Origin of the sequence: Aminobacter niigataensis (genome assembly GCF_014200015.1) — a bacterium.
In the GTDB taxonomy this organism is placed as follows: domain Bacteria; phylum Pseudomonadota; class Alphaproteobacteria; order Rhizobiales; family Rhizobiaceae; genus Aminobacter; species Aminobacter niigataensis.
This window is the reverse complement of the sequence record NZ_JACHOT010000002.1, coordinates 47,148-65,163: the sequence shown is the minus strand read 5'-3', so window position 1 is coordinate 65,163 and position 18,016 is coordinate 47,148. Positions and strand designations below refer to the sequence as shown.

The window sequence follows — 18,016 nt, the reverse complement described above, 5'->3', positions numbered from 1 at the left end:
TCGCATTGAAGGTTTGCGTTGCCGATTGCTACGTTGCCCGACGCAACCTAACAAGTGACGCCATGCGCCGGATCTCCAATCTCGACGACGTACATCGCGGTCTCGATGCTCTCTGCGCGATCGACCCGCGGCTGGAGGTCGTGCGTGGCATTGCCGGCGAGGTGCCGCTCAGGTTGACCGAGCCCGGTTTCGCCAGCCTCGCCTCGATCATTGTTTCGCAGCAGGTCTCGACGGCAAGCGCCAAGGCGATCTTCGGTCGGCTGACCACACTTGTCGACCCGCTGACACCCGCGGCGCTGCTCGCTGCCGGCGAGGACATGTTCCGCGAAGCCGGCCTGTCCAGGCCCAAGCAGCGCACGCTGCTGGCCGTCGCCCAGGCTACCGCCGACGGCCTCGACCTTGATGGTCTCTGTCGCCTCGAAGCGCAGGAAGCCATGGCAAGGATGGTCGCCATATCAGGCATCGGGCCGTGGACGGCGGAGGTCTATTTGCTGTTCGCCGCCGGCCACCCCGACATCTTTCCGGCCCGCGACGTCGCCCTGCAGTCGGCCGTTGGCCATGCGCTCGGCATCGATCCGCGCCCCGGCGAGAGGGCGCTGATTCGGCTTGCCGAATCATGGGCGCCGTGGCGGGGGGTCGCGTCGCGGCTGTTCTGGGCGTATTATCGCGAGACCCGGGGCCGCGATGGCGCGCCGCCGGCCGGAAATCCCGCCTGAATGCGCAAAATCGCGTATTTTTGACGGGCTTTGTGACCGACAAGGCGCTTCACATTCCTGTCACCTCGGGCTTACAGTATCCGCACCGTTAGGTTCGGGAGCCAAGGAGGTACACGAAGTGACGGTTGCCGTGTCTCCGGATGGGCTCCCAGCACTAGTGCTGAATGCGGATTATCGTCCGCTCAGCTACTACCCCTTGTCGCTCTGGTCCTGGCAGGACGCGATCAAGGCGGTGTTCCTCGAGCGCGTCAACATCGTCGCCGAATACGAGCACGCCGTTTCCTCGCCGACCTTCTCGATGAAGCTGCCCAGCGTCGTCAGCCTCAAGACCTATGTGAAGCCGTCGCGCTATCCGGCCTTCACCCGCTTCAACGTTTTCCTGCGCGACCGCTTCCAGTGCCAGTATTGCGGCACGCCGGAGGATCTGACCTTCGACCATGTCATCCCGCGCCACAGCGGCGGGGCGACGACCTGGGAAAACGTCGTCGCCGCCTGCTCGCCGTGCAACCTGCGCAAGGGCGGACTGATGCCGGCCAAGGCCAAGATGTGGCCGCTGCAGAAACCGTTCCAGCCGACGGTGCACGACCTGCACAACAACGGCCGGCTGTTCCCGCCCAACCATCTGCACGAAAGCTGGATGGATTATCTCTATTGGGATGTCGAACTGGAGCCTTGATGAAGGCTGATCTGATCTCCCCCCTTGCGGGGGAGATGTCCGGCGGGACGGGGCGCGACAGATCGCGAACTCCCCAACGCCGTCACCCCTTCCTGAACGCACCGCGCAGCGCCACGACCGCCAGGAATGCGCTGGCGAGCACGTTCCAGCCGGCGAAGGACAGGCCGAGCACGCGAAGTGCCGCATCCTCGCAGCGCGGCGGCACGACCTCGTTGAGCACGTCGAGCAAGCCCTTGCCGCCGGTGTCGATGGTGCCGCTCACCGCCGCGCAGTCGGTCGGGCCGGCCCACCAGCGCCATTCGACGCCGGCGTGGAAGGCGCCGAGATAAAGCCCGTAGAGCATCAGCAGCCCGCCAAGTGCCAGCAGCGCCCGGGTCATCCAGGCCGGCCAGTGCATGGCCGACGAAAGGGCGGCCAGAGCCATCAGCGGCACGCCGACATAATAGGGCGTGCGCTGCTCTAGGCAGAGCTTGCAGGGCATGTAGCCGCCGATGTGCTGGAAGCCGAGGGCGGTGCCGACGACGACGGCCATGGCAACGGCGAGGAAAAGCGCCGTCAGCGTCTGGCTGCGGCCTGTCGGGGAGGCGAGGGTGGTCATTTCGTGTTGCCCAGCTGTTGTTACCGGCGCTTGCCGCTCAGTGGAGGTATTTGACGAGAAGATAGAGCAAAATGAGGGCAGCGGCCGCGATGCCGGCCAGCAGGCCGAGGCGCTTTTCGATGAAGTGCTTGATCGGCTCGCCATAGGTCCTGAGCAGCCATGCCAAAAACAGGAAGCGGGCGCCGCGGGCGATGATCGCCGAGACGATGAACCAGCCGAGCGGGAAGCCGACGACGCCGGCAAGGATCGTCACCACCTTGATCGGCGGCAGGTGGGAAAGGCCGGAGGTGACCAGCATCAAGAGGATGATGCCGGTGCCGGACGCGAGCTTGAGCGCTTCGAATTCGTCATACTTGCCGTAGAATTCGAGCACCGGCTTTGCCACCGCCTCGAAGGCGTAATGGCCGAGGAACCAGCCGGCGATTCCGCCGAGCACGGAGGCCACGGTCGCCACGATCGCGTAGCGGTAGGCGCGGTCGGGCCGCGACAGCGCCATCGGCAGATAGAGCACGTCGGCCGGCACCAGGAAGATCGAGCTTTCGATGAAGGCGATGAAAGCCAGCCACCATTCGGCGGATTTCCTTGCCGCGAGCGACAAGGTCCAGTCGTAGAGTCGGCGAAGCATCTGGCCCCCTAGGATAACGCGCTGCCTGTTTAGGAAGAAATGCTGTGGCGCACAATGCGTGAGGAGTTCACGAATGCGAAACGAGCTTTACTTGCACAATCTGTCGCACAATCGCATGCCAGGGCAGTTGACGGACGGGTGGCTGACCGTATAGTCCGCGACCGATCTGTCCGTTTAGGGCAGGCCCCTATGGCGGAATTGGTAGACGCGCTCGACTCAAAATCGAGTTCCGCAAGGAGTGCTGGTTCGATCCCGGCTAGGGGCACCACTAACTATGGTGGAAAGCCAATAAATCAGCATCGTACCTGAAGGGACCCGCTACGCGGCCCGCAGGCAGGCTCTCACTTCTCATAGTATATCCCCTTCTTTCGTGATACATTAGTCATTGCTAATACTGATCGCGAGATTGGGAGGGTTGTGTGATGAAATTCAGGCTTAGTGTGACTGCGATTTTCTTTACATGTGTACCACTGTCAACGACGCTATCTGCGACATTACCGGAAGGTGCGACTGAGCTGTCGTCTCAAGAAGTCCGTAGCATGTACGAGGGTAAGTCGTCTGACTGGAAAAGCGTCCGCATCTTCTTCGCTTCCGATGGCTCTGCGAAAATGGTGCGTAAAGACAAAAAGGCCTACGGCGAAGGCAACTGGAAAGTGTCTGGCAACAAGATGTGCCTGACCATTGAAACCGTTCAAGTGGCATCGGGAAAAAAGCAGAAGGTCGATGACTGCTACACGTGGCACAAATCGGGCGAGAAGTACTTTATGCGCTGGTCCGGCGATGAAGCGAAAGCGGACGCATATCGAGACAATGAGCCATCGCGACTTTCCAAGGGCGACAGGGTCTCGAAAGAATTCGCTGCATTGAAGAAATGACCTTGAGTGTCAGGGGGGCTCGGCCCCTCTGACAGATGACCAATGCGTTGACACTCCGTCTTGCGGGTATGGGGCCGCCACCAAAGATGGAAGTGCATATGCCGATCATGACGGGGCCGGCGTCAGAACTTGTAGGCGACCCCTAAGCGGAAGTCGTGCGACGACAGCGTGACGTTGGCATCATCTATACTGAAGAAGTCCGGCTGCGCGAAGCTTTTGGAGCCATAATCAGAATAGCGATACTCGGCGCGCAGAACCAGATTGTCGGTGGCCGCATATTCGGCGCCCAGGCCGACATTCCAGCCGAACATGGACTTGCTTTCATCATAGTATACGAAGCCGGTACTATCCCTAACGAAATCGAAGTCGTATTTTGCCGCGGAAAGCCCGCCGGCGACATATGGCAGGAACCGACCCACTGCATAGCCGAGACGCGCACGAAGCGCGGCTGTGTACTTGATCTCAGCGCTTGCTGTCGGAACCGGGATTCCGCCTACCCACCAGTAGTCATTGGTTCCCTTGATGCCCGTGAAGTTCAGGTCACCGTCAACGCCCAGAACGACATTGTTTGACATCTGAAAATTGTAGCCCGCGTAGACGCCACCAAAGAAACCGTCAGGATCGTAGTTGACGTATTCGGTGGGGAAGTCCGTGTTTGTGTAGAGGGATTGACCCACGGCATACCCGGCCTGCACACCGACATACGCTCCCGACCAGTCGTAAGCCTGATCCTGCGCGGCAGCAGTTCCGGCACCAAGCGCCAGCGCGCTCGTGGCAAGCAATAGCTGTCTCATAGGTCCCCCAAGTACAATTGTCCGTGGGGGGTCGATAACACGCTTCCTGCAATCTGAAAAGTAACCGCCCTTGCCACAACAGCGCCGGCTATGGGTATCAACATTTATTAGAGATGCCGGATACAAATGCTTTTCATCGCACCGCATTTTGATCCATTCAGGCTCGATATTCTGAGAGTGCTCTTCACCAGATTCTCGGTCAGGCGCCGCCGATCTGCCGCTTTTCCCTGGCGTAGCGAACCAGGGCCAGGAACCGGTAGATGCCGTGGACGAACTTGCCGTAGGGCATGGTGACGAAGAGGCTGAAGACGACGCCAAGGTGGAGGGCGAGCAGCAGGCCCATGGCAGGCGTGGCCCGCAGGACGAGCAGCAGCAGCCCCGTCAGGCTGGTCAGGAACAGCATGGCGAGGAAGGCAACGTCCATGCCGGTGCGCGAGCCGTCCTTGAGGACGGGGTCGCGCCGCCATTTCGCGTGAAGAAGGCCGGCAGGTCCGACGAGGAGGCCGATGCCGCCGATCGTGCCGAGCACGACAGGGAGATCGTAGACCGGGTAGGGCGCTTCCATGCCGAGCACGTAGTGGTAGAGCGTCGCCGTGGACGTGGCGGCGAAGCAGAGCATGAAACCGTAGAACGTCATGTGATGATAGAGGCGCCGGCGGTCGGTCGGGGCCTCGTCCTCGTTCATGCAGCCGACGCCGCCGCCGTCGAGATGGCGCAGGCTGCAGGCATCCTTGATCGCCTGCCACAGCGAGGCAGGTTCACCGAGCGTTGCCAAGGGTTCGCCGATGTCCTTCCAGAAATTGCGGACGCCCATGGCGAGGGCGACGATGGCGTAGGCAAAGGCCGCACCGAAAAGCAGGGCCATGACATCGTGCGGCATCAGCTTGTAGAAGGCGCCCGGGCCGGTATGCGCGTCGAACAGCACGGACGGATCGTGCCAGGCAGCAAAGCCGGCGACGAAGACGGCGACGCTCACTGCGGCGATGAGGCTGATCGCCAGCCCGTTGCGATGGAAAAGGCCTGAAAAGGCGCGCGGCCAGACATAGGCACGGTAGGAGTCGTTGCGCACGATCGCCAGCGTCTTAGGCACGTTCACGTCGAACTCATGCGGCGGCGAGAACTGGCAGTCGTGAAAACAGGCGCCGCAACTGTGGCAGAGATTGGCAAGGTAGTTGAGATCGCCGTCCGAGAAGGCGCGCCGCATCTCCATTGCCGGAAAGACGGCGCAGAGCCCTTCGCAATAGCGGCAGGAGTTGCAGACCGTCATCAGGCGATCCGCCTCGGCGAGGCTTGCCGTCGCATGCGCCGGCTCAAACGGAGCGTGGATGTTCATGCGGCCTCCGACGACGGGCAGGTGGACGAAACGAGTGCAGCGGCTTCGCGGCCGGCGATGCGTCCGAAGACGCTGCCGATGGTCATGCCGATCCCTGCGGCATAGCCCTGGCCGAGCACGTTGCCGGCCATGATCTCGCCGGCGGCGAACATGTTGTCGGCAGGCCGTCCGTCTTCCATCACCATGCGCGCCCGGCGGTCCACCTTGACGCCGAGATAGGTGAAGGTGATGCCCGGCCGGACCGGATAGGCATAAAAGGGCGCCTGCTCGATGCGCCGCGCCCAATGGCTCTTTTGGGGCTCGATGCCTTCGGTGCGGCAGTCGTCGAGGCTCGTGTGGTCGAAGTGGCCGGGCCGAACCGCGTCGTTGAAGGCGGCGACCGTGCGTTCGAGCGCTGTGGCCTCGATCCCGAGCTTGCCGGCAAGCTCGCCCAGCGTCGACGCCTGCACCGGCGGAAAGAGGGACGGCATGAAGAGCTCGAGCGACGAGGCGTCGAAGACGATATAGGCGATCTGGTCGGGCTGGGCGGCGACAAGACGGCCCCAGATGGCGTAGCGCTTCGGCCAGACGTCCTCGCCCTCGTCGTAGAACCGCTCGGCATGCTTGTTGACGACGATGCCGAAGACCACGCAGTCGAGACGCGTGATGATGCCGCCGTCGAACTTCGGCGCGCGCGCGTCGATCGCAACGGCATGGCATTGAGTCGGGTCGCCGATGTGCCTGACGCCGCTGTTGATCAGCATCTTCAGCACCGTGCCGCGATTGTAGGGCGTGCCGCGGATCAGGAAGTTATCGGCGATCTCGCCCCAGCCCTCCTTCAGCCATTCGATGTTCGCCTCGAAGCCGCCGCTGGCCGCGACGAAGGTCCTTGCCCGGACGGCGGTTTCCCTGCCGGCGTGCCGGACCCGAGCCGAGCGGAATTGCGGGCCTTCAATGTCGAGGCCCACGACCTCCGCGTCATAGACGACCTCGACTCCGAGGCTTTCGGCGGTCCGGTAGAGGGCGTTGAGCATGGCCCGCCCGCCGCCGAGGAAGAAGGAGTTGGTGCGACCCAGGCTGAGTGTGCCGCCGAGAGAGGGTTGGAAACGCACGCCTTGCTCGGCGATCCAGGTCAGCATCCGCTTGGATTCGGCGATCATCATGCGCGCCAGATCCTCGTCCGTGTTGCCGCCGGTCACGCGCAGCAGGTCGTCGAAGAACTCGTCCTCGAAATAGGGGCCGGAGAGCGTTTCCGTTGCTGCGTCGTGCGCGCAGCGCATGTTGCGGGTGTGGCGGGTATTGCCGCCCCGATAGAAGCGCGGGGCTGCTTCCACGACGAGCACGCTGGCGCCCGCGCGCCTGGCGCTGATTGCCGCGCACAGGGCGGCATTGCCGCCGCCGGCGACGAGCACGTCGTATTCTGTCGATGCGCCAATCATCCCTGGAACCGATCCGCCTCTGCCGTTGATTTGACCTCCAGTGCCTTATTGCACACATTTGTATACAGTCAAGTTGGCCACGGCTGGGTGACTGCCTTTCGATCGATGAAAATGAAATGAAAACAAGGCTTCGCCTTTGGAGAAGCCCCCAATCGCCTAATGGCAGTATGCAAATGGATGCATTCTTGTGGCGGGATTTCGGGAATCCGCTATATGCCAGTTCGACCATGCCAGCGGTCGGCATGGAAAGCGAATATGCGCCGAACCAGCGCACGCGCCGCCTTGAACGGCTCGGGTTGCTTGGGGCCGGACAGCGGAAATGGCCGTACCCGCACCTTTGCGCGTGATTGCATGCCATCGGAGTCCGTTCCCGTGTAGGCTGAACAGACAAGGATGGATCGCACGTGTCCAAATCACTCGACAGTTTCAATTGCCGCCGCACGCTGACTGCTGCTGGCACCGACTATGTCTATTACAGCCTGATCGAGGCTGAGAAGAACGGCCTGACCGGCATCTCGCAGCTGCCCTATTCGATGAAGGTGCTGCTGGAAAACCTGTTGCGCAACGAAGACGGCCGCACCGTCACCAAGGAGGCGATCCAGGCGGTTGCCGGCTGGCTGACCGACAAGGGCACCGCCGGTGTCGAGATCGCCTACCGCCCGGCGCGCGTTTTGATGCAGGACTTCACCGGCGTCCCCGCCGTCGTCGACCTGGCCGCCATGCGTGACGGCCTCGCCTCGCTCGGCGGCGATCCGCAGAAGATCAACCCGCTGGTGCCGGTCGATCTCGTCATCGACCACTCGGTGATCGTCGACGAATTCGGCACGCCGCTGGCGTTCGCCCGCAACGTCGAGCTCGAATACGAGCGCAACGAAGAGCGCTACAAGTTCCTGAAGTGGGGCCAGCAGGCGTTCCGCAACTTCCGCGTCGTGCCGCCCGGCACCGGCATCTGCCACCAGGTCAACCTCGAATACCTGGCACAGACGGTGTGGACCAACACCGAGGACGGCGAAACCACCGCTTATCCCGACACCTGCGTCGGCACCGATTCGCACACCACCATGGTCAACGGCCTTGGCGTGCTGGGCTGGGGGGTCGGCGGCATCGAGGCGGAAGCGGCGATGCTCGGCCAGCCGGTCTCGATGCTGCTGCCCGAGGTCATCGGCTTCCGCCTGACCGGCAAGCTGAAGGAAGGCGTCACCGCCACCGACCTGGTGCTGACCGTCACCCAGATGCTGCGCAAGAAGGGCGTCGTCGGCAAGTTCGTCGAGTTCTTCGGCCCGGGCCTGTCCAACATGACGCTGGCCGACCGCGCCACCATCGGCAACATGGCGCCCGAATATGGCGCGACCTGCGGCTTCTTCCCGGTCGATGCCGAGACCATCCGCTACCTCAACATGTCGGGCCGCGCCGAAAACCGCATCGCACTGGTCGAGGAATATTCCAAGGCGCAAGGCATGTGGCGCGACGCCTCGTCGGCCGATCCCGTCTTCACCGACCTGCTCGAACTCGACCTCGAAACCGTCGTGCCGTCGATGGCCGGCCCGAAGCGTCCCGAAGGCCGCATCCCGCTCGAAGGCATCGCCGCGGGCTTTGCGACCGCGCTCGAAGCCGAATACAAGAAGACCGTCGACCAGTCGAAGCGCTATGCCGTCGAGGGCGAAAACTTCGACCTCGGCCATGGCGACGTGGTGATCGCGGCGATCACGTCGTGCACCAACACCTCGAACCCGAGCGTGCTGATCGGTGCCGGCCTGCTGGCCCGCAACGCCAACCGCCTCGGCCTCAAGCAGAAGCCGTGGGTCAAGACCTCGCTGGCGCCGGGTTCGCAGGTGGTGGCCGAATATCTCGAGAAGGCCGGCCTGCAGAAGGAGCTCGACCAGATCGGCTTCAACCTCGTCGGCTTCGGCTGCACGACCTGCATCGGCAACTCCGGACCGCTGCCGGCCCCGATCTCCAAGACCATCAACGACAAGGGCCTGATCGGTGCGGCGGTGCTTTCGGGCAACCGCAACTTCGAAGGCCGCGTCTCGCCCGACGTGCAGGCCAACTACCTGGCCTCGCCGCCGCTGGTGGTCGCCTATGCGCTTGCCGGTTCGGTGACCAAGGACCTGACCACAGAGCCGCTCGGCGAGGACCGCGACGGCAAGCCGGTGTTCCTGAGGGATATCTGGCCGACCAATGTCGAGATCGACCAGTTCATCGCCGAAAACGTCACCCGCGAGCTGTTTGCGCGCAAATATGCCGACGTCTTCAAGGGCGACGAGAACTGGCAGAACGTGCAGGCGCCGGAAGGCCAGACCTATGCCTGGGACGACCAGTCGACCTATGTGCAGAACCCGCCCTACTTCGTCGGCATGGGCGCGCGCCCGGGTGCGATCGGCAAGATCGAGGGCGCACGCGTGCTCGGCCTGTTCGGCGACAAGATCACCACCGACCACATCTCGCCGGCCGGTTCGATCAAGGCGGCCTCGCCCGCTGGCAAGTACCTGACCGACAATGGCGTCGGCGTCGCCGACTTCAACCAGTACGGCACGCGCCGTGGCAACCATGAGGTGATGATGCGCGGCACCTTCGCCAACATCCGCATCCGCAACCACATGCTCGGCGAGAACGGCCGCGAGGGCGGCTACACCTTCCACTACCCGTCCAAGGAAGAGATGCCGATCTACGATGCGGCGATGCAGTACCGCGCCGAGGGCGTGCCGCTGGTGATCTTCGCCGGCGTCGAATACGGCAACGGCTCGTCGCGCGACTGGGCGGCCAAGGGCACCAACCTGCTCGGCGTGCGCGCGGTCATCGCCCAGTCGTTCGAGCGCATCCACCGCTCCAACCTGGTCGGCATGGGCGTGATCCCGTTCACCTTCGAGGACGGCACGAGCTGGAAGACGCTCGGCCTCAAGGGCGACGAGCAGGTGACGATCGAGGGCCTGGAGACGATCAAGCCGCGCCAGAAGATGGTCGCCAAGGTCACCTTCGCCGACGGTTCGACCAAGGACGTGCCGATCCTGTGCCGCATCGATACGCTCGACGAACTCGACTACTTCAAGAACGGCGGCATCCTGCAATACGTCCTGCGTGACCTCGCAGCGTAGGCGCGGACAACTCGAAGTGGGCGCCGGCGATCAATCCGGCGCCCATGCCAAAAGACGGCGGCAGATCCTGCCGCCGAACGACCCCGCGCCGGCGCCTCCGCCCGGACAATCCCGGACCGATCCGTGACCGCTGTTCTCTTCGCCTGCATGACGATCACCGTGTTCCTGACATCGCTGCTGTCGGGCATCTTCGGAATGGCCGGCGGGATGATCCTGCTCTGGGTCCTGTTCTTCCTCGTGCCGGTGGCGACCGCGATCGCGGTCCACGGCATGGTGCAGATGGTCTCGAACGGATCGCGGGCCTGGTTCTCGCGCGACTACCTGGACCTGCGCATCCTGGCCATCCTGAGCGCCGGGCTGCTCAGCGCCGCTCTCCTGCTGTACGTCGTCGCCTACCGCCCGAGCCTCGTCGTCGTCTCCATCGTCATCGGCCTGATGCCGGTTCTCGTATGGGTGCCGGTCAAGAAGCTGGAACTCGATGCGTCGAAGCCGCTGCATGCCTACGCCTGCGGCTTCATATCCGGCGGCCTGGCGATCAGCGTCGGGGTTTCGGGACCGAGCATCGACATCTTCTTCATCCGTACCGCAATGGACAGGCGGACGATCATCGCCACCAAGGCTGCCATCCAGTTCCTGACCCATGCGACGAAGGTGGCATTCTATTGGGACGCCGCGCTGACGCTCTCGTCGGAGGGCTGGCTCGCGGTCGTCGCGGCGGTGCCCATCGCGGTCCTCGGCACACGGTCCGGAAACATCATCCTGCAGCGCATGACGGATGCGAATTTCCGCGCCTGGACACGCTGGATCGTGACCGGGATCGGCGCCGTCTATTTCGTCTCGGGACTGATGCAACTCGCCTGAGCGTTCTCGGCCGGGGCCCCTGTCTGGCCTGAGGCAGGCGGCCGAGCGGTTTCAGCTATCGGTCTTGGTGATGATCAGGCGGACTTCGAGCGCGGCCTTGATGTGGTCGACGGCGGCCTTCTCCGCGCCTTCCGCGTCGCGTTGGCGAATTGCCTCCATGATGGAGACATGCTCTTGGGTCGCGGTAGCCGTGCGGCCTTCCTGGATGAAGGTCGTGTCAGGCAGAAGCGCGATCGTTTCCTGCAGGTCTTCGACGGCCTGGCGAAGGTAGCGGTTGCGGGCAGCATCGTAGAGCCGGGCGTGGAACTGACGGTTCCATTGCGCGGCGAGCTTCGGATCGTCGGCCGCGGCGGCGAATTGGGCGTTGAGGCGTTCGAGATTGGCGATCTCGGCTTCGGTTGCGTGTCGCGCGGCATAGCGGGCGACAATGCCCTCGAGCTCTTCGCGCATGGCGTAGAGTTCGAAAATCTGCCGCATTGACAGGATCGACACGGCGACGCCGCGACCCGGTGCCGCCTCGAGAAGGCCTTTCTCCTGCAGCCGGCCGAGGGCCTCGCGGACGGGCGTCCGGCTGACGCTCAGGCGTGCCGCCACCTCTTCCTCGCGCAGCGGGTCGCCCGGCCGGTATATGCCGTCCCGGATGGCCGCCAGAATGGCCTGATAGGTGCTCTGGCCGCGGGTCTTGGACAGCAGATCCTTCGATGCGGTCATCGCATGCTCTCTCCAGTGTGGACATTCCGGCTATAGAAGGAACTGGCCATTGTCCACGGTCTTGCTGTATTGCATACAATTGGATGCAGAATAGAGCGACGTGATTTGGCGCCTGCCGATGTATGACAGCTGGACAATGCGAGGGGGAGGTGAGGCCATCCCTCTGTTCCATACGCTGCGCACGCTTGCCTTCGGCACGGCCGGCGGCGCGTTGGGCTATTTGCTCGGCCTGCCCCTCGGCTGGATGCTCGGCGCCATGGCGGTCACGACGGTGCTTGCCATTGCGGGTGTGCGCGTGAACGCCTCGCCGAAGCCCCGGGCGGCCATGATCGCCGTCATCGGGCTCATGGTCGGAAGCGCCTTCAAGCCCGAGGTCCTGCGCCAGGCAGGCGAGTGGTCGGCAAGTCTCGCCGCCGTCGCCGTCTACACCATCATCACCGCCGCTTTCGGTATTTTCATCTGCCGCCGCCTGGGCAGGCTCGACCCGACCACGGCGGCCCTGAGCGGCATGCCGGGCGGCCTGAGCGAACTGATCGTGATGGCCTCGTCCTTCAAGGCCGACGTGCGCAGCGTGAGCATGGTTCACGCGACGCGCCTGGTGCTGCTGATCACCACCGTGCCGCTGTCGCTCAGCCTGTCGGGGGCGCTTGCGGCGATCGGCGGGGGCACTGTCGACCGCACGGTCGACTGGACCATGGCCTTGCCGCTCGCAGACGCGGCCGTGCTGGTCTTCTGCGCCGTCGTTGGTGTCCTGCTCGGCCGCCGTCTCCGCCTGCCGGCCGCAAATCTGACCGGCCCGCTGATGCTGAGCGCCCTGGCCCACGTCACGGGCCTGACGGGTGCGGGAGTGCCCGGTCTGGTGATCGCGGTCGCTCAGGTGGTGATCGGGGCAACGATCGGGCAGCATTTTATCGGCGTCGAGCGGCGGGTGCTGGTCACCGGCGTCATCCTCGGGACGGTGCTCACCTGCTTCAGCCTGGCCATGGCGGTGATCTTCGCCATCGGTTTCGACCGGTTTCTCGATATCCCCTTCGCCATCGGCCTGCTCGCGCTTGTGCCCGGAGGCCTGCCGGAGATGAGCCTGATTGCCATCTCGTTCAATGCGGACCCCGCCTTCGTGAGCCTGCACCATCTCAGCCGCGTGGTGATCATCGTTGTCGCCACTCCCTTGATCCTGCCGGCCTGGTTGCGGCTGGCAGGAGCGACGGGTAAGGGCTGAAGAAGATGGCGGGTGTTGCCCAACCGAGATGCCGCCCTCGCCAACCGTCGCTACACGGCAGCAACAGGAGCCGATAGACCATGGACACAGAACAATCTCCAGTCGGTGGAGCGTGCCGTGGCACTGGTCATCCTCACCAATTCTATAGTGGCTATCGAGCGGTATCTGGCATTCGTCCGGCGCTGCGCCGACTATCGGCTGCACCGTTTCGACGACCGGCTGCTCGGGCGGATCAGACGCGACTTTGCTCTGGCCGACCACACGGCCGTGCCGGCACTGACGGAGGGGCGACATGCCACCGTTCGATCCAGTGACCGCGCGCCTCGTCGTCGCGGTTTCCCGATACGGGTCCATCGGGCGGGCGGCAGAGCATGAAAACATCGCCGCTTCGGCTGTCAGCCGGCGGATCAGCGAAGTCGAGGCCCGGCTCGGGGTCGCGCTCTTCGACCGCTCCCTGCAGGGGGTGCGCCTGACCCCGGCGGGAGAGCTCTACGTTTCCGGGTGCCGGGAGATCCTGAGGGAGATCGCCGATCTCCATACCCAGATGGTCGATTTTGCCACCGGCACCCGCGGATCGCTGCGGCTCGCCTGCACCAGTTCGGCCCTGTCGGGCAGGCTTCCCGAACTGCTGGCGACCTTTGCGGAAACCAATCCGGGCATCAGCCTCGATATCCAGGAGATGTCGGCCGGTCTTGCGCTTGCGGCGATGGACGACGGACAGGCCGATATCGCTTTCGTGGCCGACAACAACGATGTCGCCCGCTTCGAGACCGAGATATTCGAGGACGACAATGTGATCGTGCTTTGCGCGCCGGACCATCTTTTGGCGGAGCGCTTGCGATCGGGAAAGCCGATTGCCTTCGACGATGTCGCGCAACACGAGGTGGTGGGAATCCACCACAGCGGCGCGCTGGATCGGCTGCTGAGCGCTGCTGCCGCCCGCAGCGGCCGGGCGCTCGGCGAGCGGGTGCGGGTCGAAACCTTCCCGTCGCTGGTGCGGATGGTGGAAGCCGGTTTCGGCATCGGCTTCCTTCGCTCGACGAGCCTGCATCTGCTTGCCGGAACCGATGTCATCAGTGTTCGCCTTTCGGACGACTGGGCGATCCGCAAGTTGCTCGCCGTGCGCCGCAAGTCGAGCCCGCTTTCGAGGCCAATCCGCGAATTCCTGACGCTCGCGCGCAAGAGTTACATCCCTCTGGGGTAGGCGGGCTCGCGATGCCGGGCGGGCGGGCATTTCCCTTGATCCAGACGCGCTTGGAAAGGTCTGAACGCATGCTCCGTATCGCGATCCTCGATGATTATCAGGATGTGGCACTCTCGCTTGCCGACTGGGCCTCGCTCGGCGATGATTGCGAGATCGTCCGTTTTGGCCGGAACCTCGCAACAGAGGACGAAGCCGCCCGCGCTCTCGCCGGTTTCGACGTGCTCTGCCTCATGCGGGAGCGCATGCCGCTGCCGGCCTCGCTGCTCGGCAGGCTGACGGCCCTGGAGCTGGTGGTTGTCACCGGCGCTCGCGTGCGCACCATCGACATGGAGGCGGCGGTCGATCACGGCATCACCGTCTGTCACACCCATGCGGGCGAATCCGCCCATGCAACGCCGGAGATCGCATGGGGGCTGATCCTGGCGCTCGCCCGTTCGATCCCCGAGGAGGACGCCCGCATCCGGGCGGGGGGATGGCAGCAAACGGTCGGCACGATCATCGGCGGCAGGACGCTGGGGCTCGTCGGGCTCGGCAAGCTGGGCGGACGCATGGTGCCGATCGCCAAGGCGTTCGGGATGGAGGTGATCGCCTGGAGCCCGAACCTGACGGACGAACGCGCCGCCGAGACCGGCGCACGCCGCGTCGACAAGGAGACGCTGTTTCGCGAGGCCGATGTGGTGTCGCTGCACCTCGTCCTCAGCGAGCGAAGCCGGCGTGTCGTCGGGGCCGGCGAACTCGGACAGATGAAACAGGGCGCGTGGTTGATCAACACCGCACGCGGGCCGCTGGTGGACGAGGCGGCCCTGGTGCAGGCGCTTCGGCAGGGGCGGATCAAGGCCGGACTCGACGTCTTCGACATCGAGCCCCTTCCGGCCGGCCATCCGTTGCGCACGGCGCCCAATACCGTGCTGACGCCGCATCTCGGCTATGTGACCGAGGGTGCCTATGGGGCCTTCTATCGTGATGCGGTCGAGAATATTAAGGCCTGGCGCGCCGGCGCGCCCATACGGCTGCTGGCCGAGCCGAAGAGGGAGGAAGATCGTGACGGACATCGTTAAGACGGCGGACCTGGTCGATAGCAACGACGCCGAGGTGCGCTTCTGCGAAATGCAATGGAAAACATACGGCAGGCGCAAGGGATTTCATGGCGAAGTCGTCACGCTGAAGACCTTCGAGGACAATCGGCTGCTGCGGGCAACGCTCGAAAGCGACGGCACGGGCAGGGTTCTCGTCGTCGACGGAGGCGGATCGCTGCGCTGTGCCCTGGTCGGCGACCAGATCGCGGCCCTCGGCCTGGCGAATGGCTGGCGCGGGCTGCTGATCCACGGCGCGATCCGCGACAGCGCCGATATCGATGCCATGGACTTCTGCGTTATGGCGCTCGGCCAGGCGCCGAAGAAGAGCGGCAAGACGGGCCACGGTGCACGCGACGTGCCGCTTGCTTTCGGCAACGTCGAGTTCCGTACGGGGCAATATCTTTATGCCGACGCGGACGGCGTTCTGGTGGCCGACAAGGCCGTGCATCAGGCGGGCTGACTGGGCTAGGGCCACATGGTGACCCATCGATCGCGACGGCGCGAGGGCAAGGCCCACGCGCCGTCTTCGTCTCCAGTTCAGCCCAAAGCGGCGATGAGGGTGTCGGTGAACGCCTTCGTGCCGAGTGGCCCGCCGAGGTCGCCGGTACGGGTCGCAGCGTTGGAGATGACCCGGTCGACGGTGCGCTCGATCAAGGTCGCGGCCTCGACGTGGCGCGGGTCGCCCGAACGCTCGCCGTGCCAGTGCAAAAGCATCGCCGCCGACAGGATCATGGAGGTCGGATTGGCCTTGTCCTGGCCGGCGATGTCGGGCGCTGAGCCGTGCTGGGCCTGGGCGGCGGCATTGTCCGTTCCGGCATTCAGGGAGCCTGCCAGGCCCAGGCTGCCGGAGAGTTCGGAAGCCAGGTCGGACAGGGTGTCGCCGTAGAAGTTGGTCGTGCAGATCACGTCGTAGCGACTTGCGTCGCGAACCAGCAGTGCGGCCATCGCGTCGATCAGGACCTCCTCCAACTGCACGTCGGGATAGTCGGCTGCGACCTTGCGCACCTCCTTCAGGAACAGTCCGTCGGTCAGGACGAAGGCATTCGCCTTGTGCACCGCCGTGACCTTCTTGCGGCGCCTCCGCGCCAGTTCGAAGGAAGCCCTTGCGATGCGCTCGCTTGCCGTTGCCGTCACCTTGCGCATCGAGATCGCCATGTCTTCCGTTGGCATGTATTCGCCGTTGCCGGCATACATGTTGCGGTCGGGATACATGCCCTCCGTCGCCTCCCGCATGATGACGAGGTCCATCGCCGTGCCGCGATGGAAGACGCCCTCGCGGGTGCGTGCGGGGCGGATGTTGGCAAAGAGGTCGAGCTGGGTGCGGAAGGCAGCCGAGACGTTGATACCGCCCTTGTCGCGGGGCGGATAGTCCAGAGTGGAAATCGGGCCGAGCAGGGTTCCGTCCATTCGGCGCGCCTGCTTGAGCAGGTCTGGCGGCAGCGTCGTGCCGATCTTTTGCAGTGATGCGAGGCCGATGTCCCGTGTCGTGTAGCTGAAGCCGAGCGAAAAGCGGCGGTCGACCGCATCCAGCACCGCCACGGTCGCGCCGACGATTTCAGGGCCGATGCCATCGCCGGGAAGGACAAGCAGTTTCATGATGTTACGGACTCCAGAAGCGGGTATGCCGTTGTTTGGGCGGCCAGCGGCTCAGGCCGCCGGCGTCGATGCCAGCGTGGCGGCGGGCACGAAGACGGTGCCTTCCATCAGCTTGCGCGCGGTGCGCACGACGCCGCCGCTGATGATCTCGACGGAGTTGCCGTCGGGCCTCGTCGTCATGGCGACGTCGATGACGCCGGTCGGATGCTCGATGATCACCGTGCAGTCGTCGCCTTCGGGCCGGTTGGCGATGCCGGCTGCCACCGTGCCGGGAACCAGCACGCAGGAGGAGACGCACAGCCCGCCGGTGACGGCGAAGGCCGCGTGGGTCTTGTGCGGAACGAAGTAGCGGGCGGCGACGCTTCCGCCCTCGCGCGGCGCCGCCAGCATGGCCATCTTCGGCACCACCTTGCCGGTCACGTCGCCGAGGCCCATGCGCCGGCCCGCTTCCATGCGCATCGCTTCCATGCGCGCGAAGAAATCCTTGTCGGCATCGAGTTCCGTGGCTGACTCATAGCCCGTCTTGCCGAGGTCGGCGGCGCGGACGATCATCATCGGCACCGCGACGTCGATGAGCGTGGCCTTGACCCCGTCGATCACCTCCACCGGCTTGCCCGTCGGCAACAGGGTGCCCGTCTTCGAGCCGACGATGTCCATGAAATTGAGCCGGATCTCGGCCGCCGTGCCCGGGACCCCGTCGATCCGCCCTTTGCCCTCGTAGTTGACGACACCGTCCGGCGTCTCGACGATCGCCTCGATGCGGCTCTGGGTGTTGATGTCGTAGATGACGACGCTGGTCTTTTCGCCGTTGACCGGCACCATGCCCATCTCGATGGCGAAGGGGCCGACGCCGGACAGCATGTTGCCGCAGGAGGGCGAGGTGTCGACGATTGCCTTGTCTACCGAAACCTGTGCGAAGAGATAGTCGACATCGACGCCTTCCCGGTCGGACGGGCCGACCATCGCGACCTTGCTGGTCAGCGTATCGGCGCCGCCGATGCCGTCGATCTGGCGGATGTCGGGCGAGCCCATGGCGGCCAGCAGCACCCGCGCGCGGACATCTGGGTCCTGCGGGATATCCTGCATCTTGAAATAGGGTCCCTTCGATGTTCCTCCGCGCATGAGGATACAGGGAATGGCGTGTTGTGCGGGCAAGGTGACCTCGTTCGGTAATGTCGACAATTGGATGCAATTGCACACTCTGAAAATCGGCATGCAA

17 protein-coding genes and 1 tRNA gene are annotated in these 18,016 nt (G+C 64.3%); 10 read left to right on the top strand and 8 right to left on the bottom strand.

The window, feature by feature from the left end; all coding sequences use genetic code 11:
* Positions 1-62: 62 nt before the first annotated feature.
* A complete protein-coding gene (locus tag GGQ99_RS10055; RefSeq protein ID WP_183262448.1) occupies positions 63-716 on the top strand; it encodes a DNA-3-methyladenine glycosylase family protein in 654 nt (217 codons plus the stop codon).
* 118 nt (positions 717-834) lie between these two features.
* Entirely contained in the window at positions 835-1,392 is a 558-nt protein-coding gene (locus GGQ99_RS10050) for an HNH endonuclease (RefSeq protein WP_108606854.1), read from the top strand.
* 82 nt (positions 1,393-1,474) lie between these two features.
* Here the strand turns inward: GGQ99_RS10050 and GGQ99_RS10045 are convergent, their stop codons facing one another.
* Together GGQ99_RS10045 and GGQ99_RS10040 are read right to left on the bottom strand one after the other, a co-directional pair.
* Positions 1,475-1,990 (bottom strand): disulfide bond formation protein B, encoded by a 516-nt coding sequence (locus tag GGQ99_RS10045; protein WP_108606855.1) that lies wholly within the window; start codon positions 1,988-1,990, stop codon positions 1,475-1,477.
* A gap of 37 nt (positions 1,991-2,027) precedes the next feature.
* On the bottom strand, positions 2,028-2,615 hold the full coding sequence (locus GGQ99_RS10040; RefSeq protein WP_108606856.1) for a YqaA family protein: 588 nt from the start codon (positions 2,613-2,615) through the stop codon (positions 2,028-2,030).
* A 183-nt stretch (positions 2,616-2,798) separates the two neighbouring features.
* On the opposite strand from GGQ99_RS10040, the gene GGQ99_RS10035 reads away from it, so the two are divergent.
* Together GGQ99_RS10035 and GGQ99_RS10030 are read left to right on the top strand one after the other, a co-directional pair.
* A tRNA-Leu gene (locus tag GGQ99_RS10035) sits at positions 2,799-2,883 on the top strand.
* Between the two features lie 154 nt (positions 2,884-3,037).
* Positions 3,038-3,490, top strand: coding sequence for a DUF995 domain-containing protein (locus GGQ99_RS10030; protein WP_183262447.1), 453 nt, complete (start codon positions 3,038-3,040; stop codon positions 3,488-3,490).
* A gap of 122 nt (positions 3,491-3,612) precedes the next feature.
* On the opposite strand, the gene GGQ99_RS10025 is transcribed toward GGQ99_RS10030, so the two are convergent.
* The 3 genes from GGQ99_RS10025 to tcuA all read right to left on the bottom strand — a co-directional run bounded on the left by GGQ99_RS10025 (position 3,613) and on the right by tcuA (position 7,035).
* Positions 3,613-4,284 carry an outer membrane protein gene (locus GGQ99_RS10025; protein WP_183262446.1) on the bottom strand — a complete coding sequence of 224 codons (672 nt, stop codon included), beginning with the start codon at positions 4,282-4,284 and terminating at the stop codon, positions 3,613-3,615.
* 199 nt (positions 4,285-4,483) lie between these two features.
* Entirely contained in the window at positions 4,484-5,617 is a 1,134-nt protein-coding gene (gene tcuB, locus GGQ99_RS10020; RefSeq protein ID WP_183262445.1) for a tricarballylate utilization 4Fe-4S protein TcuB, read from the bottom strand.
* Entirely contained in the window at positions 5,614-7,035 is a 1,422-nt protein-coding gene (tcuA, locus tag GGQ99_RS10015; protein WP_183262444.1) for an FAD-dependent tricarballylate dehydrogenase TcuA, read from the bottom strand. Before tcuA ends, tcuB begins: the two co-directional genes overlap by 4 nt.
* A 404-nt stretch (positions 7,036-7,439) precedes the next feature.
* Between tcuA and acnA the strand changes: the two genes are divergently transcribed.
* On the top strand, positions 7,440-10,130 hold the full coding sequence (gene acnA, locus GGQ99_RS10010) for an aconitate hydratase AcnA (RefSeq protein ID WP_183262443.1): 2,691 nt from the start codon (positions 7,440-7,442) through the stop codon (positions 10,128-10,130).
* Between the two features lie 123 nt (positions 10,131-10,253).
* Positions 10,254-10,991, top strand: coding sequence for a TSUP family transporter (locus GGQ99_RS10005; protein ID WP_199914579.1), 738 nt, complete (start codon positions 10,254-10,256; stop codon positions 10,989-10,991).
* Positions 10,992-11,042: 51 nt separating this feature from the next.
* On the opposite strand, the gene GGQ99_RS10000 is transcribed toward GGQ99_RS10005, so the two are convergent.
* On the bottom strand, positions 11,043-11,702 hold the full coding sequence (locus GGQ99_RS10000) for a GntR family transcriptional regulator (protein WP_183262442.1): 660 nt from the start codon (positions 11,700-11,702) through the stop codon (positions 11,043-11,045).
* A gap of 118 nt (positions 11,703-11,820) precedes the next feature.
* Here GGQ99_RS10000 and GGQ99_RS09995 point away from each other — a divergent pair, with 118 nt between their 5' ends.
* The 4 genes from GGQ99_RS09995 (at position 11,821) to rraA (ending at position 15,661) form a co-directional block, all read left to right on the top strand.
* Entirely contained in the window at positions 11,821-12,921 is a 1,101-nt protein-coding gene (locus tag GGQ99_RS09995; RefSeq protein WP_183262441.1) for an AbrB family transcriptional regulator, read from the top strand.
* Between the two features lie 310 nt (positions 12,922-13,231).
* Positions 13,232-14,125, top strand: a complete 894-nt coding sequence (locus GGQ99_RS09990; protein WP_183262440.1) for a LysR substrate-binding domain-containing protein — start codon at positions 13,232-13,234, stop codon at positions 14,123-14,125.
* A gap of 68 nt (positions 14,126-14,193) precedes the next feature.
* Positions 14,194-15,183, top strand: a complete 990-nt coding sequence (locus GGQ99_RS09985) for a D-2-hydroxyacid dehydrogenase family protein (protein ID WP_183262439.1) — start codon at positions 14,194-14,196, stop codon at positions 15,181-15,183.
* Complete coding sequence (rraA, locus tag GGQ99_RS09980) at positions 15,167-15,661, top strand: ribonuclease E activity regulator RraA (RefSeq protein ID WP_343061708.1); 495 nt, start codon at positions 15,167-15,169, stop codon at positions 15,659-15,661. The genes GGQ99_RS09985 and rraA overlap by 17 nt, the downstream gene beginning before the upstream one ends.
* 77 nt (positions 15,662-15,738) lie before the next feature.
* Here the strand turns inward: rraA and GGQ99_RS09975 are convergent, their stop codons facing one another.
* Positions 15,739-16,797 (bottom strand): isocitrate/isopropylmalate dehydrogenase family protein, encoded by a 1,059-nt coding sequence (locus GGQ99_RS09975; RefSeq protein WP_183262438.1) that lies wholly within the window; start codon positions 16,795-16,797, stop codon positions 15,739-15,741.
* Positions 16,798-16,848: 51 nt separating this feature from the next.
* Positions 16,849-17,997: a 4-oxalomesaconate tautomerase gene (locus GGQ99_RS09970; protein ID WP_425486801.1), complete on the bottom strand. Its 1,149-nt coding sequence runs from the start codon at positions 17,995-17,997 to the stop codon at positions 16,849-16,851.
* Between the last annotated feature and the right edge of the window lie 19 nt (positions 17,998-18,016).

Bases quoted from the DNA above. Each gene is read 5' to 3' on its own strand.
- GGQ99_RS10055 (WP_183262448.1), top strand. From the start codon at position 63: ATGCGCCGGATCTCCAATCTCGACGACGTACATCGCGGTCTCGATGCT.
- GGQ99_RS10045 (WP_108606855.1), bottom strand. From the start codon at position 1,990: ATGACCACCCTCGCCTCCCCGACAGGCCGCAGCCAGACGCTGACGGCG.
- GGQ99_RS10040 (WP_108606856.1), bottom strand. From the start codon at position 2,615: ATGCTTCGCCGACTCTACGACTGGACCTTGTCGCTCGCGGCAAGGAAA.
- GGQ99_RS10030 (WP_183262447.1), top strand. From the start codon at position 3,038: ATGAAATTCAGGCTTAGTGTGACTGCGATTTTCTTTACATGTGTACCA.
- GGQ99_RS10025 (WP_183262446.1), bottom strand. From the start codon at position 4,284: ATGAGACAGCTATTGCTTGCCACGAGCGCGCTGGCGCTTGGTGCCGGA.
- tcuB (WP_183262445.1), bottom strand. From the start codon at position 5,617: ATGAACATCCACGCTCCGTTTGAGCCGGCGCATGCGACGGCAAGCCTC.
- tcuA (WP_183262444.1), bottom strand. From the start codon at position 7,035: ATGATTGGCGCATCGACAGAATACGACGTGCTCGTCGCCGGCGGCGGC.
- GGQ99_RS10000 (WP_183262442.1), bottom strand. From the start codon at position 11,702: ATGACCGCATCGAAGGATCTGCTGTCCAAGACCCGCGGCCAGAGCACC.
- GGQ99_RS09995 (WP_183262441.1), top strand. From the start codon at position 11,821: ATGTATGACAGCTGGACAATGCGAGGGGGAGGTGAGGCCATCCCTCTG.
- GGQ99_RS09985 (WP_183262439.1), top strand. From the start codon at position 14,194: ATGCTCCGTATCGCGATCCTCGATGATTATCAGGATGTGGCACTCTCG.
- GGQ99_RS09975 (WP_183262438.1), bottom strand. From the start codon at position 16,797: ATGAAACTGCTTGTCCTTCCCGGCGATGGCATCGGCCCTGAAATCGTC.